The 25139-nt window shown below is 37.4% G+C and carries 18 protein-coding genes; 12 read left to right on the plus strand and 6 right to left on the minus strand.

The features are described from left to right. The first annotated feature begins 120 nt into the window (after positions 1-120). Entirely contained in the window at positions 121-1455 is a 1335-nt protein-coding gene (locus GD441_RS09565) for an MFS transporter (protein WP_153126086.1), read from the plus strand. Positions 1456-1535: 80 nt separating this feature from the next. Here GD441_RS09565 and GD441_RS09570 read toward each other — a convergent pair whose 3' ends face one another. The 3 genes from GD441_RS09570 to GD441_RS09580 form a co-directional block, all read right to left on the minus strand. Next, positions 1536-1739 carry a cold-shock protein gene (locus GD441_RS09570; protein WP_153126088.1) on the minus strand — a complete coding sequence of 68 codons (204 nt, stop codon included), beginning with the start codon at positions 1737-1739 and terminating at the stop codon, positions 1536-1538. 396 nt (positions 1740-2135) lie between these two features. Then, positions 2136-3047: a formate/nitrite transporter family protein gene (locus tag GD441_RS09575; protein WP_153126090.1), complete on the minus strand. Its 912-nt coding sequence runs from the start codon at positions 3045-3047 to the stop codon at positions 2136-2138. 592 nt (positions 3048-3639) lie between these two features. Next, complete coding sequence (locus tag GD441_RS09580) at positions 3640-4101, minus strand: GNAT family N-acetyltransferase (RefSeq protein ID WP_153126092.1); 462 nt, start codon at positions 4099-4101, stop codon at positions 3640-3642. A gap of 142 nt (positions 4102-4243) precedes the next feature. On the opposite strand from GD441_RS09580, the gene GD441_RS09585 reads away from it, so the two are divergent. The 11 genes from GD441_RS09585 to GD441_RS09635 all read left to right on the plus strand — a co-directional run bounded on the left by GD441_RS09585 (position 4244) and on the right by GD441_RS09635 (position 21725). Next, positions 4244-5821 (plus strand): peptide chain release factor 3, encoded by a 1578-nt coding sequence (locus GD441_RS09585; protein WP_153126094.1) that lies wholly within the window; start codon positions 4244-4246, stop codon positions 5819-5821. An 824-nt stretch (positions 5822-6645) separates the two neighbouring features. Further along, positions 6646-8046, plus strand: a complete 1401-nt coding sequence (gene nhaC, locus GD441_RS09590) for a Na+/H+ antiporter NhaC (RefSeq protein WP_153126096.1) — start codon at positions 6646-6648, stop codon at positions 8044-8046. A gap of 525 nt (positions 8047-8571) precedes the next feature. Beyond that, positions 8572-11760 (plus strand): efflux RND transporter permease subunit, encoded by a 3189-nt coding sequence (locus GD441_RS09595; RefSeq protein ID WP_153126098.1) that lies wholly within the window; start codon positions 8572-8574, stop codon positions 11758-11760. 39 nt (positions 11761-11799) lie between these two features. Next, on the plus strand, positions 11800-12687 hold the full coding sequence (locus tag GD441_RS09600) for a TetR/AcrR family transcriptional regulator (protein WP_153126100.1): 888 nt from the start codon (positions 11800-11802) through the stop codon (positions 12685-12687). A gap of 274 nt (positions 12688-12961) precedes the next feature. Continuing rightward, on the plus strand, positions 12962-14056 hold the full coding sequence (locus GD441_RS09605; RefSeq protein ID WP_153126101.1) for an SDR family oxidoreductase: 1095 nt from the start codon (positions 12962-12964) through the stop codon (positions 14054-14056). A 14-nt stretch (positions 14057-14070) separates the two neighbouring features. Beyond that, positions 14071-15621 (plus strand): aldehyde dehydrogenase family protein, encoded by a 1551-nt coding sequence (locus GD441_RS09610; protein ID WP_153126103.1) that lies wholly within the window; start codon positions 14071-14073, stop codon positions 15619-15621. Between the two features lie 295 nt (positions 15622-15916). Then, complete coding sequence (locus tag GD441_RS09615) at positions 15917-16696, plus strand: TerC family protein (protein WP_153126104.1); 780 nt, start codon at positions 15917-15919, stop codon at positions 16694-16696. Positions 16697-16816: 120 nt separating this feature from the next. After that, the gene (locus GD441_RS09620; protein WP_153126106.1) at positions 16817-18028 is read left to right on the plus strand and encodes an MFS transporter; all 1212 of its coding nucleotides are present in this window, start codon (positions 16817-16819) and stop codon (positions 18026-18028) included. A 120-nt stretch (positions 18029-18148) separates the two neighbouring features. Continuing rightward, positions 18149-19561: a DUF5667 domain-containing protein gene (locus tag GD441_RS09625; protein WP_153126108.1), complete on the plus strand. Its 1413-nt coding sequence runs from the start codon at positions 18149-18151 to the stop codon at positions 19559-19561. A 98-nt stretch (positions 19562-19659) separates the two neighbouring features. Further along, complete coding sequence (gene sigI, locus GD441_RS09630; RefSeq protein WP_225434191.1) at positions 19660-20412, plus strand: RNA polymerase sigma factor SigI; 753 nt, start codon at positions 19660-19662, stop codon at positions 20410-20412. After that, entirely contained in the window at positions 20409-21725 is a 1317-nt protein-coding gene (locus tag GD441_RS09635) for an anti-sigma factor domain-containing protein (RefSeq protein ID WP_153126111.1), read from the plus strand. Before sigI ends, GD441_RS09635 begins: the two co-directional genes overlap by 4 nt. A gap of 100 nt (positions 21726-21825) precedes the next feature. On the opposite strand, the gene GD441_RS09640 is transcribed toward GD441_RS09635, so the two are convergent. The 3 genes from GD441_RS09640 to glcD all read right to left on the minus strand — a co-directional run bounded on the left by GD441_RS09640 (position 21826) and on the right by glcD (position 25018). Continuing rightward, positions 21826-22020, minus strand: a complete 195-nt coding sequence (locus GD441_RS09640; RefSeq protein ID WP_153126113.1) for an alpha/beta-type small acid-soluble spore protein — start codon at positions 22018-22020, stop codon at positions 21826-21828. A 260-nt stretch (positions 22021-22280) separates the two neighbouring features. Further along, positions 22281-23609, minus strand: coding sequence for a (Fe-S)-binding protein (locus GD441_RS09645; protein WP_153126115.1), 1329 nt, complete (start codon positions 23607-23609; stop codon positions 22281-22283). Next, positions 23606-25018, minus strand: a complete 1413-nt coding sequence (glcD, locus tag GD441_RS09650) for a glycolate oxidase subunit GlcD (protein WP_153126118.1) — start codon at positions 25016-25018, stop codon at positions 23606-23608. Before glcD ends, GD441_RS09645 begins: the two co-directional genes overlap by 4 nt. Between the last annotated feature and the right edge of the window lie 121 nt (positions 25019-25139).

Below are 25139 nucleotides of genomic sequence, written 5' to 3' on the forward strand. Positions count from 1 at the left end.
AGTAGTAATTGTTAGTTTCACACTTTACTTTTCTAAATTTTTTGTTAATAAAAAGGGAATATACCATTTGTAAGGAATTAGTTAATCATGTACGTCTAAATAAGGAAGGGACGAAGGTACATGGAAGTAAAAACGAATACAAATCCTTTACAAAAGAAGAATGCTTGGGCTCTTTATTTTTCATTGCCGGTAGTATCATGGGCGTTTTATGATTTTGCCAATACGATTTTTTCCTCTAACATCAATACGATTTTTTTCCCTTTTTATTTGCAGGAAGTTATTGGCGAAAACGAAGTATTAGATCAGATTGCCAGTACGTTCATTTCGTATGCAAATGCAATTGCCAGCTTTTTTCTAGTCCTATTCTCGCCGTTATTTGGAGTGCTAATTGACAGAACGGGTAGGAAAAAAAGGTATATTGGTATTTTTACGTTGATTACAGTTGTCTGTACTATTCTAATGGGAGTCTTTGCTGCATCAAAAATGGATGGTCAAATTCTTGGAATACCTGTATATTTAGCGCTTGTCATCTGTTTTTTTGTGATAGCAAAATTCTTCTACCACTCCAGTCTTGTATTTTATGACAGCATGATTTCTGATCTTGGAAAAAAAGAAGAATTGCCTTTGATTTCAGGATTTGGGGTAGCAGTTGGATATATTGGAACACTTGCAGGTTTGTGCATTTATCCTTTCATTGGTGACCATGGTTCTCAAGCGTCTTTTGTTCCGACTGCCATTATGTTTTTCATTTTTTCCTTACCACTGCTGTTTTTTGTGAAAGAACCAAAAGTGGAAGTAAAGGAAAAGACATCTTTTTTGTCAGGCTACCGCGAGGTTTTCCAAACCTTTCAAGAAATGAAAAATTATCGTGAAGTGTTTCTATTTATGATTGCTTATTTCTTTTTGAATGACGCGATTGCGACTACTATTGCGATGATGGCCATTTATGCGAAAGCAATTGTCGGTTTTTCATCTGGAGAATTCATTCTGCTGTATCTTGTTTCGACCGTTTCAAGTATCATTGGATCGTTTTTATTTGGATACGTAACAAAAGCCAAAGGTGCCAAATTGGCAGTGAAGTATGTAGGGTATTTACTTCTCGTGGCACTAGCGATTGCCGTTCTCTCGATTCATCCAGCAATGTTCTGGATATCTGGAAGTATGTTTGGGATTGCGTTAGGATCGATGTGGGTTACATCAAGAACCCTAATAGTTGAACTTACACCAGAGGAAAAACGAGGACAGTTTTTCGGCTTGTTTGCTTTTTCTGGAAAGGTTTCAGCAATCATTGGACCATTTATATATGGGACCATCACCTGGATATTTGCCGACTATGGAAACTTGGCTAGCCGATTGGCATTGAGCTCTCTAATCTTGATGACTGTGCTTGGATTGCTTGTCCATCGAAAATTGTTAAAAGGTGGTCAGAAAGACCGGAACGAAATGTTTATATAAAAGCAAAAGTCTGAGCAAACAAAAAAAGGTGTTACTGTGAAAAGTAACACCTTAATCATTTGTATGGTTAGTTTGTAAAATTATAATTTTACAACGTTTTTAGCTTGAGGTCCGCGGCTGCCTTCTTCGATTTCGAATTCAACTTCTTGGCCTTCGTCAAGAGTTTTGTAGCCTTCGCCTTGGATTGCAGAAAAGTGTACGAAAACATCGTTTCCGCCAGGAACTTCGATGAAACCGAACCCTTTCTCGCTGTTAAACCATTTTACTTTACCTGATACTGTCATACTAAAAATCCTCCTAAAAGTTAAACAAAAATTAATATGCGCTATTATTCTTAAACAGAATAAAATTCACATATTATCAAGCATCAGAGGATCCAATACTAACATATTATCCTTTGGTGTTTGATAATATGTGAATTTTTATTAACCTTTGTTATGTAAGTAATTTAAATTGATTATAGCCTACATCATGATAAATAACAAGTAGAATGATAAAAAAAATACATTTCCTATATTTTACAAGATAATGAAAAATTATACACTTAATCAAAAAAGCTTAATACCTATGGTATAGAGTGTAAAAGTGTGTCAAAAGATAAGTTGGGATGTATATTTGGGAAAAAGATGAAAATCTGCAAACAAAAGAGTAATTAGAAAACTCTTTCGTTTGCAGATTTATTAAATCTTAGGTTTAGATAGACGGAAATTTTTTATTATCGTTAGTGGTTTATTTAAAAAGGTATGATTTTTTTCTTGAACCATTGGATGGAGTTCAGAAGTCTCTTTTTTGTCCATTTTTTTGTCCGCTTCTTCATATGCTTGATTGGACACACTTAAATATTGGTATAGCATTCCGACGAATACGGATCCACCAACAATATTCCCAAGTGTAACAGGAATAAGGTTATGAAAGGCTCCAGCAATTGAAACTGTATCTGGGTGAGGAGCTGTTAAAGCTATGCCGAAGAGAACAAAGTTTGCGATACTATGCTCAAAGCCTGATGAAAAGAATAAGAACACAGTCGCCATGATCACAAAGAGCTTAGCCCCTTCATTTTTGAATTGTGTTGGTAAAAACACAGCCAAACATACAAGCCAGTTACAAAAGATTCCTTTTACAAAAAGTTGAAGCGTAGTTGCATTCATTTTATATTCTGATACATATTGAATGTAATGATCATTTGGTAGATGAGCAAATAATCCTGTAGCCGCAAACAAAAATGCAAATACGATAGCTCCAAGAAGATTGCCTGCATAACAAGCAGCCCAGTTTTTTAAAGTATCGATCACTGTTACTTCTTTTCTCATAGCCGCAATTGTAAAATACATTGTATTGCCTGTAAAGAGCTCTGCTCCGCCATAAATAATGAGAACAAGAGCAACACCGAAATAAATGGAACCGGCTAAATAGGCTGCCGGTGAACCTGCTTCAAAAAAGTATCCACCGATTTTAAAACATGACACGATGACGAAGCCGGCATAGATCGATGCTAGCATCGCACGAATCAAATAATGAAAAGGATAATGATCTAATAGAAATTTTTTCTTTTTTGCTAATTTCACCAGATACTGAAGACCTTGTTCTTCCATATAATGACCCTCCTCTTTATGTCATATGTTTTCTTTATTATGTCGTTAATAAGATTGGACATGTATACATTACTTCCGAAGAGGACGACTTGCAATATATATGTGAAAAAATTCACAAAAAGTTTTTTTATGTACGAAGCAAAAAATGCACAGACATAAATATAACTCTTTTTAGCAGGATTACAAGGAACAATTGTTGGTATGGATGTAAAAGAAAGTGCTAACATTTTCCTGTAAGGCTGTTCGTAGAATTTTGTCTAGTTACAGCGCCTAGCCAGCTTTTATCCTTTTAATAGCTTCCATGAGTATCATTTCACGATGGATGACATATGATGCTTAACACAGCATGATGTTGCTTGGCAGATAGGGCTGTCCGAAAAGTGCAACTTCATGAAAAATTGAAAATCAAGAATGTTGATATATCAATATTCTTGAACATTAAAAGGGGCATCCAAAAGCCGGAAAATCGACTTATTAGGCAGCCCCATCTGCATAAGTGCAACTACGCCTCTGTCTTCGCCTTTGCAGGATCGCCAATCGGCAAGTTTTCTTTATCGGACTTGCACTAGGTAAAAGGTTTCTAGGAATCCTTTTACATTAAGTCTTTTTGCATGCACTCAACGATATTTTGTTTGTATGGTTTTTCCTCGTAGAATTGAAATCCAAGGTTTTTCCAAAATCGTTTACCTTTGTCATTTTGTTTAAGAACACCTAATCGTAGAGAAAGAACCTTTTTTTCTTTTAGTAGCTCTTCAAATAAAAGATAGGCTTGCGTACCAAACCCATAGCCCTGATAGTCAGAGTGAATCATAAAAAGACCCAGCCAAGGGAAGCCGTCTTTTGGATTGTTCTTTAAATAGTCTATAATTCCGATGTAGGTGTCATCGAGTTTAATGAAGTAGGTATCTGTTTCGACTGCCATTAATTCCTTTTTTATTTCCTCTCTTGTTCGAGTTTCTCTCCCGGTTTCTAGCTTATTGAACTCCTTGTTGGAATTCATGATTTCTTCAGCGATATATAATGTTTCTTCCGTTACTTTTTCAAAAGTAATCATGTTTCTCCCCCTTTAATCTTCATTATAAAGTAAGAAAAAAAGAAAGACACACTACAAACTAGATTCAGTAGCCATTTTTTAAGCAATTGTGATATAGTTTTTAGGAGCTAAAGTAACGATATTACGAAAAAGGATGTTTACCATGAAGTCTTCTTTAAAGAATGAAGTTGAATCAAGAAAAACATTTGCAATTATCTCCCACCCTGACGCAGGGAAAACGACATTGACTGAAAAATTACTCCTATTCGGAGGCGCCATTCGGGACGCGGGGACAGTTAAAGCTCGTAAGACTGGTAAATACGCAACTTCTGACTGGATGGAAATAGAGAAACAAAGAGGAATTTCCGTTACTTCCTCTGTGATGCAATTCGATTATAACGGATTCCGAGTCAACATTTTGGATACACCTGGTCACCAGGATTTTAGTGAAGATACGTACCGAACACTTATGGCAGTAGACAGTGCTGTCATGATTATCGACTCTGCAAAAGGGATTGAGGATCAAACCATCAAGCTATTTAAGGTTTGTCGTATGAGAGGAATCCCGATTTTTACCTTTATTAATAAAATGGACCGTCAAGGGAAAGCTCCACTTGACCTTTTGGCTGAGCTGGAAGAAGTTTTAGGAATCGAGTCTTATCCGATGAACTGGCCGATTGGGATGGGGAAGGATTTCCTTGGAATCTATGACCGATTTAATAATAGGATTGAGCAATTTAAAGAAAATGATGAAAATCGTTTCTTGCCTTTGAATAGTGATGGAGAGCTTGATGTGGACCATCCGTTGAAGGATTCTCCTTTATATGAGCAAACTCTTGAAGAAATCATGTTATTAAGTGAAGCCGGAAATGAATTTTCAGAAGAGAAAATCGCTAAGGGCCTTCTCACTCCAGTGTTTTTTGGTAGTGCGTTAACCACTTTTGGTGTGCAGACATTTCTAGATGCTTATTTAAAATTTGCACCATCTCCACAGCCACGTCAATCTTCAATAGGAGAAATTGATCCGGTAAGCGAAGATTTTTCAGGCTTTATCTTTAAAATTCAAGCCAATATGAATCCAAAGCATCGCGACCGCATCGCATTTTTGCGTATTTGTTCTGGAAAATTCGAACGGGGAATGAGCGTATATTTAAGCCGTACAGGAAAAAGCATCAACCTTTCATCTTCCACACAGTTCATGGCAGATGACAGAAATACGGTGAATGAAGCGGTAAGCGGCGATATTATTGGACTTTATGATACAGGAAACTATCAAATTGGAGACACATTAACGACCTCCAAGGAATTGTTCCAATTCGAGCGTTTGCCACAATTTACCCCAGAGCTTTTCGTGAAAGTTTCTGCGAAAAACGTATTAAAGCAAAAGCATTTTCATAAAGGTATTCACCAGCTCGTGCAGGAAGGTGCCATTCAGCTGTTCAAAACCGTAACGATGGAGGAATATTTATTGGGTGCTGTTGGTCAGCTTCAATTTGAAGTGTTTGAGCATCGCATGAGAAATGAATACAATACCGAAGTAATAATGGAGAGAATTGGATCCAAAATTGCGCGGTGGGTTGAGGATGAAAAGGTTGACGAAAAACTGTCAAGCTCCCGAAGTATCCTTGTAAAGGATCGCTATGATCAATATGTATTTTTATTCGAAAACGATTTTGCTTTAAGATGGTTCCAAGAAAAAAATCCTGACATAAAGCTTTACAATCCAATGGATGCAAAATAGTATTTTTAACCGCTAGGGTAATCCACCTAGTGGTTTTTTATTATTGAGGGGGTTTATTTTAATAATCTCGCTAGTGGAGCATGTTGCACAGGTGAAGGAAAATTCCTACATAAAGCGAAGTTATTAAAGAATTGATTTTAAGAAAAGGCTCTTTTCTAAAAGATTGTTGTTTTTACATAGGTTCTGGGAATGATAACCGTTGATAAAAAAGTTGGTTGATTGGAGCGTAAGGTGCGAGACTCCTGCGGGAGCAGCGGGACAGGTGAGACCCCACAGGCGCTGCGCGCCGAGGAGGCTCACCGCCCGCCCCGCGGAAAGCGAGCATCCTGGAGCGGAAATCAACCAATCCTCACTACTTGTTAAAAAGCAACAAAGTTTTCGAAAACAGCCTAAGTAAAAGAGGAGGCTACGGGATTGAAAAAAATAAGATTTATAATTTCTTTACTTACAATCATAAAATTTTAACAGGAGAAGAATTAATAAAATAATTGATGTTTATGTTGACTTGGTAAAATGAATCTTGTATTATACTAATATACTTTAACGCTTAAAAGCGTTTAAGTGCGAAATAAGATAGGTTTTCTGTTCGCAGAAAAAGTAGCAAGGATGTGTGCAGCAAGAAGAGACCGAGCGGATGGTGTGAGCTCGGGCAGCAGCCTATGTGAATTACATCTGCCTTAGAACGAACAGATTTTTAAGAGTGGGCGATTCGTTAGATCGTCAAATAGGGTGGTACCGCGAAGCTTCTTCGTCCCTATGTGGAGAGAAGCTTTTTTTGTGTTCTCCAAGACTTCATGTTCAAATAGGAAAGGTAGGAAAAAAGAATGCAGCTAGATTTAGCAAAATTAAAGATTTCAGCTTTGGAAGCGGCAGCTGTACTTGCCGTAATTTTAGCAGTCATCTCGATTGGAATTATTCATTTTGAAATGGTTCCGCATCTTCCAATCCTGGCAGCGATTATTCTTTTAATTATTTACGGAAGACTTAAAGGATTAAGCTTTAACGAGGTAGAGAGTGGGTTAATAAAAGGAGCTACATCTGGTTTAGGAGCCGTTTTTATTTTCTTTTTCATAGGAATGCTGATCAGTAGCTGGATGGCGAGCGGAACTATTCCAACCTTGATGTTTTATGGTTTTGAATTATTTAGTGGGACTCCGTTATATTTGGCGGCGTTTATTGTATGTTCGATTATTGGAGTTTGTATAGGTAGCGCTTTTACGACTTCAGCAACGATCGGTGTGGCTTTCCTTGGAATGGCTGCAGCGATGGATGCATCTATGGCCATAATGGCAGGCGCAATTGTTTCCGGTTCTTTCTTAGGAGATAAAATGTCTCCATTATCTGATACAACGAACCTTGCTTCTGGGACGGTTGGAGTCAATTTATTTGAACATACACAAAATATGCTTTGGACGACTGTTCCGGGATTTATTCTATCAGCTGGTTTATTTTGGGTTCTATCTCCAAAGGAAAGTAAGGGCAGCATGGAAGAAATGAATCTTTTCTTGCAGGCTCTTCATAATGAAACAAATATTAGCTGGACAGCTCTTATTCCATTTCTTCTTATCATCATATTGGCTGTAAAAAAAGTACCGGCCATCACAACATTGTCTGCTAGCATTTTGAGTGCGGTTGGCGTGACATTTATGGTGGATTCAAGCATGACATTTGCAGACATGGGGAAAATCTTATTCTCAGGATTTGTTATGGACAGTAAGGTCGAACAGTTAAATGCCATCCTATCTAGGGGAGGCATAGATAGTATGATGTTTTCAGTTTCCCTTGTCCTTTTGGCGCTTGGAATGGGAGGTTTATTGTTTTTATTAGGAATCATCCCAGCCCTACTTCGTGCTATTGAAGGAATGCTGACAAGCACAGCAAAATTGTTGGTTTCAACAGTATTAACTGCGATCGGTATAAATGTACTCGTTGGAGAACAATACTTATCCATTTTATTACCAGGGAATACGTTTCAAGAACATTATAAGAAGCTGGGCTTGTCGGCAAAAACTTTATCCAGGGCACTTGAAGATGCAGGAACTGTTGTAAACCCACTAATCCCATGGGGAGTTTCTGGCGTGTTTTTAACTCAGGTACTGGGAGTCTCAACGATTGAATATGTACCTTTTGCGTTCTTTTGCTTGCTCTGCCCGGTTTTAACGTTAATTAGCGGATTTACGAATATAGGAATTTCAGCTGAGAAGGTTAAAATAGCTCACGATTAATTCGTGGGCTTTTTTAATCCGCAATAACGGGCAGTGAGATCCCTACTGATAGAAGTTCACTTTATAGGAAAATAAGAATGGTTGGTATTTCTGTTGAAGATGGATGTGAAGGGTGCAATCACCCTTTTCGCTTAAATCAAATGTTATTTTGCTTAAATCAAGTGAGCTTTCGCTTAAATTAAATGTTATTTTGCTTAAATCAAGTGAGCTTTCGCTTAAATTAAATGTTATTTTGCTTAAATCAAGTGAGCTTTCGCTTAAATTAAATGTTATTTTGCTTAAATCAATTGAAATTTCGCTTTAAATATGAATCGATCGAAAAACAACCTAATACTTGTTACCAAAAGCTATACATTTATTGACTGATAAGTCACTGACTATCCAATGAATTGTCAATTTTGATCTAGCACCTTTATTGAAAATAGTTTTTTCATTCGATATAGTAGGAGTTAGAAAAAAATGCAAAGGATATTGACTAGTCGGTCGGATATTATTTGCCTGGATTTAGGAGGGAGTTATTTTTTAATGAAAATCAGTTCGTTTTCGATAAGGAGACCTGTTTTTACATTAGTAACCATGCTTTTGGTTTTAATTTTGGGAGCGGTTTCCTTACTAAATATTCCATTAAAGCTGATTCCGGAGATTAATCCTCCGGTTGGGGTTGTCGTTACTTCTTACAAAGGTGCAAGTCCAATAGAGGTTTCTGAAAAAATAGCAAAACCACTTGAGGCAAGCTTGGCCACACTTCCAGGATTAAAAACGATGACTTCGACATCGCAGGAAGGTGCCAATTTAACCATTCTTCAATTTACATGGACAACTAAAATCGATGAAATTCAAAATGATGTCCTACAAAGAATCGATCAGACACCTCTTCCAGAGGATGCAGAAAAACCAAGATTCTTAAAGTTTGATCCATCTCAATTTCCAATTATTCAAGTATCGCTCCGCTCAGATACCGATCCATATAGGCTCAGAGAGCTTGCGGAAGAATTAAAACTTGAGCTGACAAAGGTTAATGGCGTTGCAAGCGTAAATCTTTCAGGAACAATAGTGGAAGAAATAAAGGTTGAACTAAATCAAGAGAAATTAAAAGCTAATTTTCTTAGTCAATCGGATATTGTTCAAGTTATTCAATCGAATCATGTAGCTATGCCGGGAGATTCTGTTCTTACGGATGGGAAGCAGCTTACAACTCGAATAATCAGTAAAATTGATTCTGTTGAAACGATAAAAAATCTAACTGTAACGGTTAATCCGAAAACCGGAAAAAAAGTCACGATTGGAGATGTTGCCAAGGTAACGCTTACTAGGAAGAGTGAAGATTCGATTACACGAACCAATCAAACACCTTCTGTTTTGTTAAGCGTTCTTCAGCAATCTGATTCAAACACAGCAACAGTTTCGAAAGCGTTTCAGGAAAAATTGGACGAGCTTTTAAGTAAAGAAAAATATAAACACATAAAGTCGGACGTATTATTTGACCAAGGGGATTTCATACAGCTGGCCATTGGGAACATTTCTAATTCCCTCATCATTGGGGGAGCTCTCGCTATGGTCGTGTTATTTTTATTCCTTCGAAATTTTTTAAGTCCAATCATCATTGGAATTGCCATTCCGTATTCGGTAATCGTCACATTTGTTTTAATGTTCTTCTCAGATTTCACTTTGAACATTATGACCTTGGGTGGACTGGCATTAGGAATTGGAATGCTAGTAGACAACTCTATTGTAGTCATTGAAAATATTTATCGCCATCTATCAATGGGGAAAGACTCTAAGCAGGCTGCTGCAGACGGTGCGAAAGAAGTGGGAGGGGCCATTACAGCCTCTACTCTAACAACGGTTGCAGTATTTATACCTGTAGTCTTTATCTCAGGTATTATTGGGGACCTGTTTACAGAGTTTGCATTAACGATTTCTTTTAGTTTGATTGCGTCTTTATATGTGGCCTTAACAGTTGTCCCGATGTTGGCAAGCAGATGGCTGAAAGCTCCTAAAGTAAACCTAGAAGAAAAAAGGAGAAAATCTGCTCCTATGGTTACGCTCGAAAAAGCAGTAAAATGGTCTCTGAAAAACAGAGTAGCTGTTTTACTCCTTACTTTAGTTCTTCTAGTAGCAGGTGGCTTCGGACTAACGACTGTTGGTACACAATTTTTGCCAAGCGCAGATGAAGGGTATTTCACTATTCGAGTGAAACTTGAAAATGGTGCAGCCCTTTCAGAAACAGAGAAGGTTGTAGCTGCCATTGAAAAAGAATTTGAAGATGAAGAAGATGTGGATGTTTATGTAGGTTTAATAGGTACAACACAGGAGGATTCGTTCCGTGGAACGACAAATGCCAACACGGCTGAAGTATATGTGAAGCTAAAGGACCTTGAAAACAGAAAAAGATCCGTTTTTGAATTTGTAGATGACGTGAAGAAAGACGTTGTGCGTGCTGCACATAAAGCCAATAAAACGGCTGAACTATCTTTTAATTTACAGTCTACAACTGGTTCAGCACCTAATACATTAACCTTTAACGTAAGAGATACAGATAAAGAACGGTTAAAAAAATCTGTAGATAAAATCTATCATTCCTTAAAGGATTTAGAAGGTGTTTCAGAATTAACAACAGATTTAAATGAAACAGTAGAGGAAATCCAAATTGAAGTAGATCGTAACAAGGCATTGCAAGCCGGTTTAGCGCCAGCCCAAATTGCGATGCTGACAAACGATGCTACTAGGGGAGTAACGGCTTCTCAAATTGTTGATAAAAATTCTAATGTATATTCTATTTTTGTTGAGTATGATAAAGACATTACTCAAAACATCGATAAGCTTAAAAACCTATCCCTTAAAAAACCAGGTGGAGGTTACGTAGCACTTAAGGATGTTGCAGTCTTTAAAATGGGAGAAAGCCCAGTAAGAATTCAAAGAATAAATCAACAAGATGCAGTTCAATTCACATTAAAATATAAGGCTTCGACCAATCTTGGAAAAATTTCTGAAAGAGTCGATCAAGAAATCAAAAAATTAAATCTTCCAGAAGAAACAGACATCGTATTTGGTGGAGATCGAGAGCTATTAGAAACGTCAATGGATGATATGATTCTTGCATTCGTTTTGGCCATTGTATTTATTTACTTGGTAATGGCAGCTCAATTTGAATCATTGAAATATCCATTTGTTATCATGTTTAGTGTACCGTTAATGGTGATTGGAGTATCCATAGCATTAACTGCTACAAGAACACCTATTGGGTTAACAGCTATAATAGGTCTGATTGTTTTGGCTGGTATTGTGGTAAACAATGCGATCGTCATTGTTGATTACATCAATCAACGAAAGGAACAAGGAAAAAGTACGTATGATGCCATTGTCAACTCGGTCCTTGATCGTGCAAGACCAATTCTTATGACCGCGTTAACAACGATTTTGGGATTAGTCCCTCTTGCCCTAGGAATAGGAGAAGGTACAGAGATTAATCAGCCGATGGGAATAACTGTAATCGGAGGCTTGATTAGTAGTACGTTCTTAACACTTTTCATTATTCCGATTGTATACAGCTATTTCGATAAAAGCACAAGACGAATGAACAAAATGTTTGCTACACAGAGCTTGCTAGAGGAAAATGACCAGATTTTCGGCAATAACGCTACTGAAAGAAGGAAAGACACCGTTCCCGAAGATCTTGTAGAGTTAGTAAAGGATGAAAAGCAGGACAAATAATGAAATATAGTTTCTCTACTGTATCAGGATGTGAGATCAATGAATGATAAAAAAAAGTTAATCCTAGAAACTGCATTGAAGTTATTTTCAGAAAAGGGATATCATTCGACTTCTATGCAGGATATTGCTACCGAGTGTCAAATTGCAAAAGGCTCACTTTACACGTATTTTCAATCCAAGGATGAATTGTTCCTCTCCATTTTCAAACATAGTTTTGAATCATATAGAGAAGCCATTATAGAAGTTGAGCATGATCCGACTCTTACTAAAAGAGAGAAATTTGAAAGACAAATTTATTTACAATTAAATAATTTTTTCAAATACCGAGATTTTATCCAAAAGCATATGATGGACCATACGATTAATAAAAATAAAGAGATGGGCACATATATGCTGGAAATGAGAGGGAAATCTCTGAAGTTTTTTGAAGAAAAAATCGTTTCACTATACGGAGAGGGTGTTATTCCTTATTCATTTGACTGTGCTGTTATTTTTTCAGGCATAATCAAAGAATACATTTTCTTAATGATGATTGACGTGAAAGAGCAAGATCTATACCGGTTGGCACAATTTTTACTCAGCAGATTGGATGATATCGTTCAAGGTTGTTTGAGTAAAAAAGAACATTATCTTTCAACCAACGATTTTCATCAATTCATTACGATGGGCGAATTTAAACTCCGTTCTAAGGAAGATCGAATAGCACAATTGATAAAAGAACTTCATCATATATCTACTAAAATTAGGCTTCCAAATGATAAAAAAGATTTCCTTACAACTGCGATTAAGACAATTGAAGAGCAGATTGCAAACGAAGGCAAGGAAAAGGAAGTAATCATTGAAGGTATGCTGCTTTACTTGGAAAAATGGGATATACCAGACGTCTTAAAATGGGTTAAGCAGTTTAGAGAAGAGTGGAATTACTAGTATTTTTTTAATAATCCTCCGTGAATGGAGGATTCAGACTGTTGACAAACGCTCGCATTCTTCGTCACGAACCCTCCTCCGGTGCTCTTTACCGTCTATGGTAACTCCGCTCCTCGCACGGGTTCGTTCCTCGACTGACAAGCGTTTTCAATCAGTCTGAAAGTGCATGAAATATACTTTGTCTACACTCTAAATCCTCCGTGAAAGGAGGATTTTTTTTGATTTTCAAGAATAGTCATGTAATATCAATTATTCCACCGAAAGGAAAATAAAAATGAATCATGTTTATTTTTTTACCGGCTTTCCAGGTTTTATTTGCAACCAGCTCATAAGAGAACTAATTAGAAGCGGGGGAAATTTTAAGAAAGCCTATATGCTTGTACTCCCACCTCAGCTTGATTCTGCAAACGAAGAAATGGAAAGAATTTGTAAGGAATCGAATATTACAAAGGACCATTTTGTTATTTTGGAAGGGGATATTACGCAAGAAGAATTGGGGATCCAAAAGGAACAGGAAAAAATAAAGCAAGAAATTACTCACGTCTTTCATCTTGCTGCCATTTACGATTTAGCGGTACCGCAAAAAATAGCGTATGAAGTTAATGTTAAGGGAACCAAAAATGTGAACGATTGGGTAAAAACCTTGCCTAATTTGAAGCGTTATACGTATTTTAGTACCGCTTATGTTGCCGGAAAAAGAGAAGGGAAACTACTTGAAACAGAGTTAATTCGACCTGTAAGCTTTAAAAATTATTATGAGGAAACGAAATTTGAGGCGGAAGTATTGGTGGATAGCCTGAAAAAAGAGGTTCCCATTACGATTATCCGTCCTGGGATTGTAAGAGGTCATTCAAAGACAGGAGAAACAATAAAATTTGACGGACCTTATTTTATCTTGAATTTTCTTGATCGGCTTGCTTTTCTTCCTTTTTATCCTTATATAGGGAAAGGGTATGCCAAAATCAATCTTGTACCGGTTGATTTTATTATACAAGCGACTGCATTTCTGGCATTATATGAGGGAGCAGAAGGGAAAACCTATCATCTGACAGATCCTAATCCTTACACTGCTGAAGAAATTTATGAGATGTTTGTTCGAGAATTGTACAAGAAGAAGCCAAAGGGAAGAATCCCTTTAGGCTTATGTAGGACCTTTCTTACGATTGTTCCTTTAAGAAAAAAGCTTGGTGTTGAGACTGAGGCACTGGACTATTTTACGTGGAGAGGGGATTTTGATTGCAGTCTTGCAGTTCAAGACCTCTCAAAAGCGGGAATTCATTGTCCTGACTTAAAGAAGAGTATCTCATCTATGGTTTCTTTTTATTTGAAAAATAAGCAAATCAAAAGATTTCATGTAGAAATTCGATAAGGGGTGAGATAATCATGCAGGAAGAAAAATGTGTCGTACATTTCCCCAAAACCAGTAAGCATATAGCAAGCATTCCTGAAACGTCTGTTTATGAAATTCCTTTTATGTATGAAAGAGCGAAGAAAGCATTTAGGGATTGGTCGAAATTAAAGGTTGAAGAAAGATTGAGCTATTTTACAGTATTAAAAAGGGTAATGCTAGAAGAACTGGAGGAGCTTGCTGAAAAAATTTCTGTAGACACCGGGAAGGTAAAAACAGAAGCATTAGTGGCTGATTTGATGCCGACGCTTGATTTTCTAAAGCATTTAGAAAATACAGCAACCAAAACATTAGGAAGACAAAAAGTTTCGACCCCGCTATTATTCATTGGTAAAAAATCATATGTGGAATATATGCCCCGTGGTACGGTGCTCGTGATTTCTCCTTGGAATTATCCGTTTCAGCTTTCAATGGTTCCGATTTTAAGTGCATTAATTGGCGGAAATACAGTGATTGCTAAGCCCTCGGAGGTTACGCCATATGTTGGGGTTGTGATGGAGGAGCTTTTTAAGAAAGCCAATTTTCCTGAAGGAGTGATTCAATTCGCTCATGGAGGAAAGGAGCTTGGTGCCGCACTGACTGAGCAAAAACCGGATTATATTTTTTTCACTGGCTCGGTTCAAACAGGAAAAATCATAGGTCAAGTGGCTGCAAAGCATCTGATCCCCATTACGCTTGAGCTAGGCGGTAAGGACCCGATGATTGTTCTAAAAGACGCCAATTTGAAACGGGCTGCCAAAGCTGCAGTTTGGGGTGCGTTTACAAATAGCGGTCAAGTTTGTATGAGCGTGGAAAGATTATATGTGGAAAAAGAAGTGTACGAACCCCTTCTTTCTCTTTTGAAGGAAGAAGTAGCGAAGTTAAAGCAAGGTTATGGCCTAAACGATGATGTGGGATCTATGACATTCTCTACACAAAAAGAAATAGTTAGAGCCCATATAGAAGATGCTTTAAAGCAAGGGGCTAAGTTGGAAACTGGAGTACCGCCTCATGAATGGAAGGAAGATAGTATGTTTCTTCCGTTAATGGTTCTTTCAGGTGTTACAAGAGATATGAGAGTCATTCAAGAAGAAACATTTGGCCCTGTTTTGCCAATCATCCCATTTAATACAGTCGAAGAAGCGATTGAACTAGCAAATGACAGCGAATATGGGTTGAATGCAAGCGTATGGTCAAGCGATCTTGATAAAGCCTATAGCATCGCTTCTCAATTAGTTTCAGGTGCTGTCGTCATCAATGATGTCCTAATATCTGTCGCCAATCATCATCTTCCGTTTGGTGGGACAAAGCAAAGCGGAATCGGGAGATATCATGGTGAACAAGGCTTGCGAATGTTCTGTCACGAAAAAGCAATCGTAGTCGATGATGGGAGAAAGAAAACAGAAATTCAGTGGTACCCTTATAAAGGCAAATACAGAGATTTTGTAGCCTTATTGAAGGAGTATTATTCCCATAAAGGTGTGAACTGGGTCAAGTTTTTGAAGCATTATCGAGAGCTTATCAAAAAATCCAATCAAGAGAGCTGATCTTTTAAAAAATAAGTGTTGAATGACAAATGGAATTCATATAATAGGAATGAAAAATATAACGTTCTTGATTCAAAGGGGAGTAGCGTTAGGGTTCGCCCTAAAACAAAGTCGTCATGTCATGGGATTTTCCCCATCGGCTTTGTTGGCATATGAACTATGCTCAGCAAGACCTTTGCCTTTAGCGCAAGGGTCTTTTTTATTTGCCAAAATAGACTAAAAATGTTCCAAATTTTTGACTGTAGCTTGGGGTGAAAAAAGAAGAACACTAAAATATAAATGGAGGTCGAAAACAATGGATGTATCAATTCTATTAGAATACGGCTGGGTACTTCTTGTCCTTGTTGGTTTAGAGGGAATTTTAGCGGCAGATAACGCTGTTGTCCTGGCGGTTATGGTCAAGCACTTGCCGAAGGAACAGCAGAAAAAGGCTTTATTTTACGGTTTATTAGGTGCCTTTGTTTTCCGTTTTATAAGCTTGTTTTTAATATCCTTCTTGGTTGGTGTATGGCAAGTTCAGGCAGTAGGGGCTGCTTATCTTTTATTTATTTCATCTCATCACCTGTATAAAAAATATACACATAAAGAAGAATTGTACGAACCAAAAGTTCATGCTGGTTCAGGCTTCTGGATGACTGTATTAAAAGTCGAATTGGCGGATATTGCTTTTGCTGTCGATTCTATGCTTGCTGCCGTAGCATTGGCCATTACGTTGCCAAAGACTGGGTGGTTTATGATTGGTGGTATTGATGGAGGACAATTTATGGTTATGTTCCTTGGCGGGATCATTGGACTTGTCATCATGCGTTTTGCTGCCAATCTATTTGTGAAGCTGTTGCATAAAAAGCCATCACTTGAAACAGCAGCATTTTATATTGTCGGTTGGGTTGGGGTAAAATTGGCTGTGTTTACTCTTGCACATCCTTCTATTGCAGTATTGGATGAACAATTTCCTGAATCTAAAACATGGAAAATGGTCTTTTGGGCAGTCTTGATTGCCATCGTAATAGCAGGCTTTTTATTTTCAAAAGCAAAAGATGAAAAGTCCCAAGAAGAAGGTCTAATGGATCATTAGAATTCCTTGAAAAATGCCCATTCGCAATATTTTTTATAAAATTCTGACGGCAGTAGACAGCTTTTACAAGGTGGAGTAATATATTTAGTATTACGAAATATTAGTAAAGGCTGTGACTTCATGCTACGTAATAAAAATGTATGGATTCTTATGACAGGAGAATTTATTGCCAATTTGGGATTATGGTTTGGAATTATTGGGAATTTAGAATTTTTGCAAAAACTCGTACCTTCCGATTTTCATAAATCGCTTATTTTATTTGTTGGAATGTTCGTTGGAGTATTAGTTGGTCCCATGGCCGGAAGAATCATTGATCAAACACCGAAAAAGAAGGTCATGATTTATTCAGGCCTTTTACGCATCTTATCTGTTTTCGCTATGTTTATCGCAATCTGGACGCAAGACGTTATTTGGATGTCCGTTTATATGGTGGCCATAGGTTTATCGGCAGCTTTTTATTTTCCTGCCTTACAAGCTTCCATACCTCTGATTGCAAAGGATCATGAACTAATTACCTTGAATGGTGTGCACATGAATGTTGGTACGATTGCAAGGATTATTGGAACGGCTCTGGCAGGCATTTTGCTCTTATATCTTTCTCTTTTTATGATTTATTTTTTAACGATGATTACTTATATCGTCCTATTTGTTTGTACTTTGATGCTTACAATTGATGAGGAAATCGACACGACCAAAACTAAGGAAAAGAGCAAGAAAAAGAATGCAGGTTTCAAAGAAGTATGGCCCATTATCAAATCAGCAACACCAGTATGGATGGGATTAATCCTGATGCTTATTCCTACGATGTTTATCGGCAGCTTCAACCTAATGGTTTTAAAGATCAGTGAACTTCAGGGTGATCCAACTATCAAAGGCTGGCTGTATACAACGGAAGGAATTTCCTTTATGATTGGGGCTTTTATAATCAAGAGGGTTTCCTTTCAAAAAAATCCTGTAAAAATTTTATTAGCTTGTTCTTTTGCTATTGCCGTTTCCCATGTTTCTCTTTTCTTTGGAGATATGAAAATCCCGTCGATTCTTTCTTTTGGTCTTTTCGGCATAGCTGCAGGTGCTTTTTTCCCAGTTGCGGCTACTATGTTTCAAACCATGATTGAAAAAGAATACCACGGAAGATTCTTCTCTTTCCGAGGAATGATGGATCGAGTGCTTTTCCAAATCATACTTGTCAGTGCAGGCTTCTTCCTTGATACAATTGGCTTTAAAAATATGGTGCTATTGTTTGGAGGATTATCCTTATTATTAGTAATTACATTCCTATTGTCGTTTTCAAAGATGATGCATACTGAGAAAAAGGAATCTAAATCTGCATAAGTTTTGTTAGGTAAAAAGAATCGTTAATGATTTCGACAAAAATCTACCCCTCTAAAATAGGAGCTCGAAACGTACGCTTTGTTGAAAGATCTTTCTAAACAATTTTAGAGGTGAGTGTCAATGAAATCAGAAGTAGCAAAAAATGTAAAAAATCTTAACGTATTAGCAAAAAGTTCTTTAGCTGTCATGCTAGCAGGAACGTTTACTTTTTCCACACCTTTCATCGCAAGAGCGGAGGAAAATACAAAGGAAAAAGTTGAAACGGTAGACCTTCAGAATCTTACATATGATCAAACAAATCAAGTAACATCTGAAAAAAGCACGGACATCTCAAAAGAAGACAAAGAAGAAAATGTAGAAGCAGTTGAAGCCTTGAAACCTTCCTTGTTGCCAGGAGATTTCTTCTATTTTACTAAAATGGTGCTTGAGAAAATCAAATTGTCCTTAACATTTGACGATGTGAAGGAGGCAGAACTTCTTTCTAAATTTGCAACAGAACGAATGGCTGAAGCTGAGGCTCTTCTTGCAGAAGGAAAAGAGGATCTTGCTATAGAAGCAATTAAGAAAGCAATGAAGGATATGGAAGTTGTTGGGGATTTAGTAGACGATGAAAATTCAGCAGGAAAAACGTCAGAGGATTCGAAAGTGGGAGCCACTGAAGAAGTGAAACCGGATGGAGCTGCTGAAGGAACAACGAATTCAACAACTGAAGAAGTGAAACCGGATGGAGCTGCTGAAGGAACAACGAACGCAACAACTGAAGAAGTAAAACTGGACGGAGCTGCTGAAGGAGCAACGAATGGAACAACTGATGAATTGGAAACAGACAAAACTACATTAGACGAAATAGAAAAATCGATGAGATACAATATTATTGCTCTAACTGCTGCATTGGAAAAAGTAAAGAATCCAGTTGCAAAAGCAGCACTTGAAAGAAACATTGAGAAAACCTACGAAAAAATTGCCAAGCAGCTAGAGAAATTAGAAAAGAAAGTGGCTAAGAAAGCCGAAAAGATTAGTACAGAAAAAACAAAAACAGATCAAGCGATTGAATCTACTGAAGGAAAAGTAACAGAGACAACTAATCAAAATGAAAACGCGGTTACAGAAAATAGTGCTCAAACAGAGGAAACGCAAAAGACTGACCAACAAAATGTACCAGTTCAAGTGACGAAACCAATTTCACCTAAGCACGAACATAAAGAAGTAGAAAAAGAAACGAAAAAAGAAGAGAGAGAAAATAAACATAAAACAAAACATGAAGAAAAATTAGCCAAAAAAGAACAACGAGAAAATCAACACAAGGCAAAACACCAAGACAAAATTTCGAAAATAGAGCAACACAAGGCAAAACACCAGGAGAAATTTGCAAAAAAAGAACAACGAGAATTAAAGAGAGTAGAAAAAGTTCACATGCCACATGCTCCGAAAAAGCCAGAAATGAAAGCACCTCATAAGCCTGAGAAAGCTGAACGCGCTAAGGAAAAAGTAATGGATAAAAAGGTGGAATTAGAAAAAAAAGAGGACAAATAAGTCCTTTCAGACGTTAGCCTCTTGGAAAGATAGTACTTTTGCTACTGTCTTTTCAAGAGCCTACCTTTAAAATGATAGTATTGCAACATGTTTGGTAGGTGAGGCTAATGCTAAGTTTGCTTTTTGGGATTTTTAAAAAGAAGAGGTCGCTTGAGGATTCCATCACAAAAATTCAATCTGGTGATGTCCAGTTAAGAGAAGAGCTCATCGTATCTTTTAAACCGTTTATAGCAAAAACTGTGTCATCTGTATGTAAAAGATATATCAATGATTCGGATGATGAGTTTAGTATTGGCCTTATTGCATTTAATGAAGCGATCGATAAATATAGTACGGAAAAGGGAAGTTCCTTGTTAGCCTTTGCGGAAACACTCATTAGAAGAAGGGTAATCGATTATTTAAGAAGCCAGTCTCGAAAGCAGGTAATCCTAATGGATTTACAGAATGATGACGATGAAGATCAAACACAGTCCTTTCTGGAGTCTGAAAAATCCTTGCAGGAATACCATAAAGAGATAGACGCTCAAAAAAGAAGAGAAGAAATTCTTTTATATCAAGAGGAGCTTAAAGAATTCGACGTTAAATTTTCGGACTTAGTCGAGCTATCACCGAAGCATTCAGATGCTCGAAAAAGCGCCATTTTGATAGCTAACACACTAGCTCAAGATCCAGATTTAATGAAAATATTATATGAAAAAAAGAGACTTCCGATCAAAACACTAGAGGAAAAAGTTTCCGTAAGCAGAAAAACAATAGAGAGAAACAGAAAATATATTATAGCTATTGCTATTATCATAAGTGGCCCTTATACATATTTGAAGGATTATATAAAAGGGGTGTTAGATGAATGAAAAAAGGCATTATTTTAGAAATTGACAATGAATTTGTCACGCTACTAACCCCTGAAGGTGAATTTCTAAAAACAAAAAGAGAAAAGAAAAACTATTCAATTGGTGAAGAAATACCTTTAGCACCGGCGTATAATAATTCCTTTTTTACTATGACAACCAAGAAGGCCGCAGTTGCATGTATTGCTGCTATTATGCTATTAATGTTTACGTTTTTACCTGGATTATTTCAGAATGATGTTTATGCATACATGACAATCGATGTGAACCCAAGCATCGAGTTAGGTATGGATGATGACTTGAAAGTAGTTGAGTTGCACGGGTTGAATAAAGAGGGAAAGGAAGTCATTAAAGGAATTTCCCATTGGAAAAATAAAAGTTTTGATACAGTGTATCGGAACATTATGACCGAAATTAAACAGCAAGGGTATATGAAAAAGACTAAGGAAATAATCGTTTCAACCACTGTACTGAAGAAAGAACACAAGAAAAAAACAACGGATCAACTCGAACAGCAAGTAAAAAACAATACACGTTTAGAAGCTAATAAGACACTAATGGTGCTAGAAACGACTGAAGAAGAAAGAAAAGAAGCAAAAGAGCACGGTATATCAGTCGGAAAATATAAAAAGCAAATACTAACGGAGAAGAAGGTTAAGCAAAATCCTACACAGCAAGAAAGTAATAGGCAAGTTATACCGGTTGATAAAAAAGAAAAGACCATACAACCTTCTCCTAAAAATGATCGCACTGAGGTAGACTCAATCCAAAATGAAAACCCGATAAAAAATCGAACCATTGAAGATTTAACAACTGGTATCGTTGAAAGAGAAAAATCGTTCCAAAAGGGGAATAGTGCGAAATCCGAAGATGATTCCGATCCAAAAGAAAAGCAGGTTCAACCTAGAGTTAGGGTACAATCGAAAGAAGAACAAAAAGGAAATAATAAGAGACCCTATTACACACCTCGATTAGATAAATATTCTGAATATAGAGAAAAGAATCGTCCGTTTTCTTCTTTTGAAGGAAAAGAGAAAAAAGAAGAAAAAAGACAACAGTATGGACAAAAGAAAAAACAAAATCAACGAGAACAACGAGAAAAACATAAACAACAAAAAAATTATCATAACTTAGATCATAGAAAGCAAAATGAAAGAAAATACGATGTTTATGGCTCTAGTAAAAAGAATGATGCTCTAGAATATCAGTCTTTTGGGAAAGGACATCTCGATCTCAAGGGCCCAAGCTTAAAATGGGAAAAACGCAAGAATCAGCAGATTAAAAAAGGTAAGCAAGAAGTAAAAGAAGATGATTAAATAATAGAGCTCATTCAGTTTTTACCAAAGGATTGGGTTTTATGAAGAAAAACAATAAGGGGCAGAAATAATAATTCTGCCCCATTTCCATTTTATTCAATTATTGTTGTCCTTTAAGTTGAGATTGTGCTTGCTGAACAAGACGTTTTGTAATTTCTCCGCCAACTGATCCATTTGAACGCGAAGCTGTGTCAGAACCTAGAGAAACACCAAATTCCTGAGCGATTTCATATTTATATTGTTCTAAAGCTTGTTCAATCCCAGGAACAAGCAATTTATTACTGCTTCTAGCCATTGTAGTATCTCTCCTTTATAAAGTTTACAGGTGAATTCTCTGTACATATTATTAAGATTATTTCCCTGTAAGTTTAGTATGTGGGTGTTAGATAAAATTATAATGGATAAGAGATACTAAGTTTATGGTAATAACACCTGTTTTTGAAAGAAAAAATATGTGTGATTTCAGTTTTTGGTACATTGGGAGTGATCGAAAAAAAAAGCTGTCAGTTCAAACGTAAAAAGGGTTCAAGCTTTACGCTAAAACCCCTTTCGCATTTATTTTTGAACAGCTTCCAACAGTAAATCAACAATATGAACAGCTCGGACCTTGTCACTCATGCCTTCTCTTTCAATTCCTAGCTTCATTTGTAATAAGCAGCCGGGATTTGCCGTTACGACTGTGTCAGCATGAGTTGCTTTTGTTTGTTTCATTTTATAATCCAATATTTGCATGGACATTTCCGATTCAACGATATTGTAAATCCCTGCAGATCCACAGCATCTGTCAGCATCCTTCATTTCCCTAAAATCTACACCTTCAATAGATTGCAATAAAATCCGCGGAGCAGAAGATGTTTTCATGACATTGCGCAAGTGACAGGAGTCTTGATACGTAACGATTTGATAAGGCAGCTTAAGTGCTTGCTTCTTATGGAATTCTAATTCAACCAAGATTTGTGAAATATCTTTTAGCTTGCCCACAAATGTCTTTGCACGGTCACGCCACTGGGGATCATCTTTTAAAAGATGATCATACTCAATCAAGAAAGCTCCGCAGCCGCCTGCATTTGTTATGATATAATCCACTTCTAAATCTTCAAAGGCTTGAATGTTTCGCTTTGCCAATTCTTTCGCACTTTCTTTTTCACCACTATGTCCGTGTAATGCGCCACAGCATGCCTGTGATTTTGGAATGACAATCTCACAGCCAGCAATTTGAAGCAATTTTGTTGTAGCATTATTCGTCTCAAGGAACATGGTATCCATGAGACAGCCGCTAAAAAACGCCACCCGTTTTGTTTTTGGTGCTTCCGGGGCAAGATATTCTGGACGATTTTTCATTTCCTTCATTGTCGGAACTTTCGGGAGGACTTTTTCCATCGTTGCCAAACTTTCAGGGAACAGCTTCATAAAACCGACCTTGCGAACGACCTTCTGAAGTCCAGAGCGCTGATAAAATCCAAGTAAACCTGTCACTGTTCTCATCCTGTCCTGATGAGGGAAAAGTCCATCAAATACTATTTTACGAATTGCTTTTACTGGAGCAGAAAACTTTTTATTTTGATTTATAATATCCCGTGCTTCTTCCAGTAAATGTCCGTATTTTACTCCGGAAGGACATACAGGCTCACAGGCGCGGCAGCCGAGACAAAGACTAAGAGAACGCTCTACATCTTCATCCGGCTCAATTAATCCATCTACTACAGCTTTCATTAGGGCAATCCGACCACGAGGAGAGTGGGATTCTTTTAATCCAGATTCAATATACGTTGGGCAGGAAGGTAAACAAAACCCGCAGCGCATACAATTCAGAAGCTCGTCTTCATTCATGCGCTCCTGAAACTGCTGCTGAATGACTTTTCGTTCTTGCACTGTTGCTGTCATTTTGTCATCACCACGCGTTTTCTTGTATCTTTTGCAAAGACTTTTCCAGGATTCATGATGTTGTTTGGATCAAATGCTTGCTTGATTGCTTTCATGGCAGCGATGCCTTCTTTACCAAGCTTCCATTCTAAGTATGGGGCTTTCATGATTCCAACCCCGTGCTCGCCCGTAATTGTTCCTCCAAGTTCAATCGCTTTTTCAAAAATTTCCGCAAAAGCCGCTTCAACACGTTCCATTTCGTCATGATCGCGGGAGTCCGTTGGGCAAGTCGGGTGTAGATTCCCGTCACCGGCATGACCAAATGTACATATTTTTACCTGATATTTTTCGGCTATTTCATTAATCGCAGAAACCATCTTAGCAATCTCAGATCGAGGAACTGTAGCATCCTCCAAAATCGTGGTTGGTTTTAAGCGGGCTAATGCTGAAAGTGCTGAGCGGCGTGCAGTACGAAGTGCATCTGCTTCCGCTTCTGACTGAGCAACTTGTACAGACACAGCATTCTGTTCTTTACAGATTTCAGCCATTAAAGCTATATCTCTATCCACAGCATCTGGAGTTCCGTCTTGCTCGATCAAAAGTACAGCTTTTACATCAGTTGGAAGGCCGATTTGCGCATGTGCTTCAACCACTTCGAGCGTAGGCTGATCTAGAAATTCAAGAGTAGTCGGGATAATTTTGTTCGCAATGATTTTAGATACAGAACGTGCAGCTGCATCTAAATCCTGATAAAGGGCAAGCATGGTTTTTTTCGTTTCCGGCATTGGAATAAGCTTTAATGTAGCTTCCGTAATCACGCCTAACGTGCCTTCAGATCCTACGAATAAACGTGTTAAATCATAGCCGGCAACATCCTTTGCAAGCTTTCCACCTGTACTGATGATATCCCCATTAGGCAGAACAACTTCTAAAGCCATCACATAATCTCTTGTAACTCCATATTTCAATCCGCGAAGACCACCGGAATTTTCATTTAGGTTTCCTCCAATGGTTGAGATTTTCATGGAACTTGGATCCGGAGGATAAAATAGGCCTTTTGCTTCGACAGCTGAGATCATGTCTAGTGTGACAACACCTGGCTGTACGGTTACAGTTAAGTTTTCTTCATCTATTTCGAGTATCTTGTTCATATGTTTAAAAATTAAAACGATGCCACCTTCAGTTGGGCATGTGCCCGCACAGAGATTCGTTCCGGAGCCTCTTGGTACAATCGGAACCTTATTTTCATTACAAACCTTTAGAATTTCCGAAACTTCTTTTGTGTTTCTTGGGCTTACGACAGCGTCAGGCATTGACTGGAAATTCGGTGTTGCATCGTAAGAGTAAGCTAAGCGTTCCACTTGAGAATCGCTGAAATTTTCTTCTCCAACTATAGATATTAGCTTTTGTTTTACTTCTGTAGCTAACATTTTGATCCCCCATTCAAATCATATAGGATTTATTTAAAACGCTTTCAAAAATCCTTTTCATAAATTATAAAAAAAATAGATAAAACTATCTATATAGCTTTATCCAAAAAAAACTAGTATT

Source organism: Peribacillus tepidiphilus, assembly GCF_009466385.1.
In the GTDB taxonomy this organism is placed as follows: Bacteria; Bacillota; Bacilli; order Bacillales; family DSM-1321; genus Bacillus_BN; species Bacillus_BN tepidiphilus.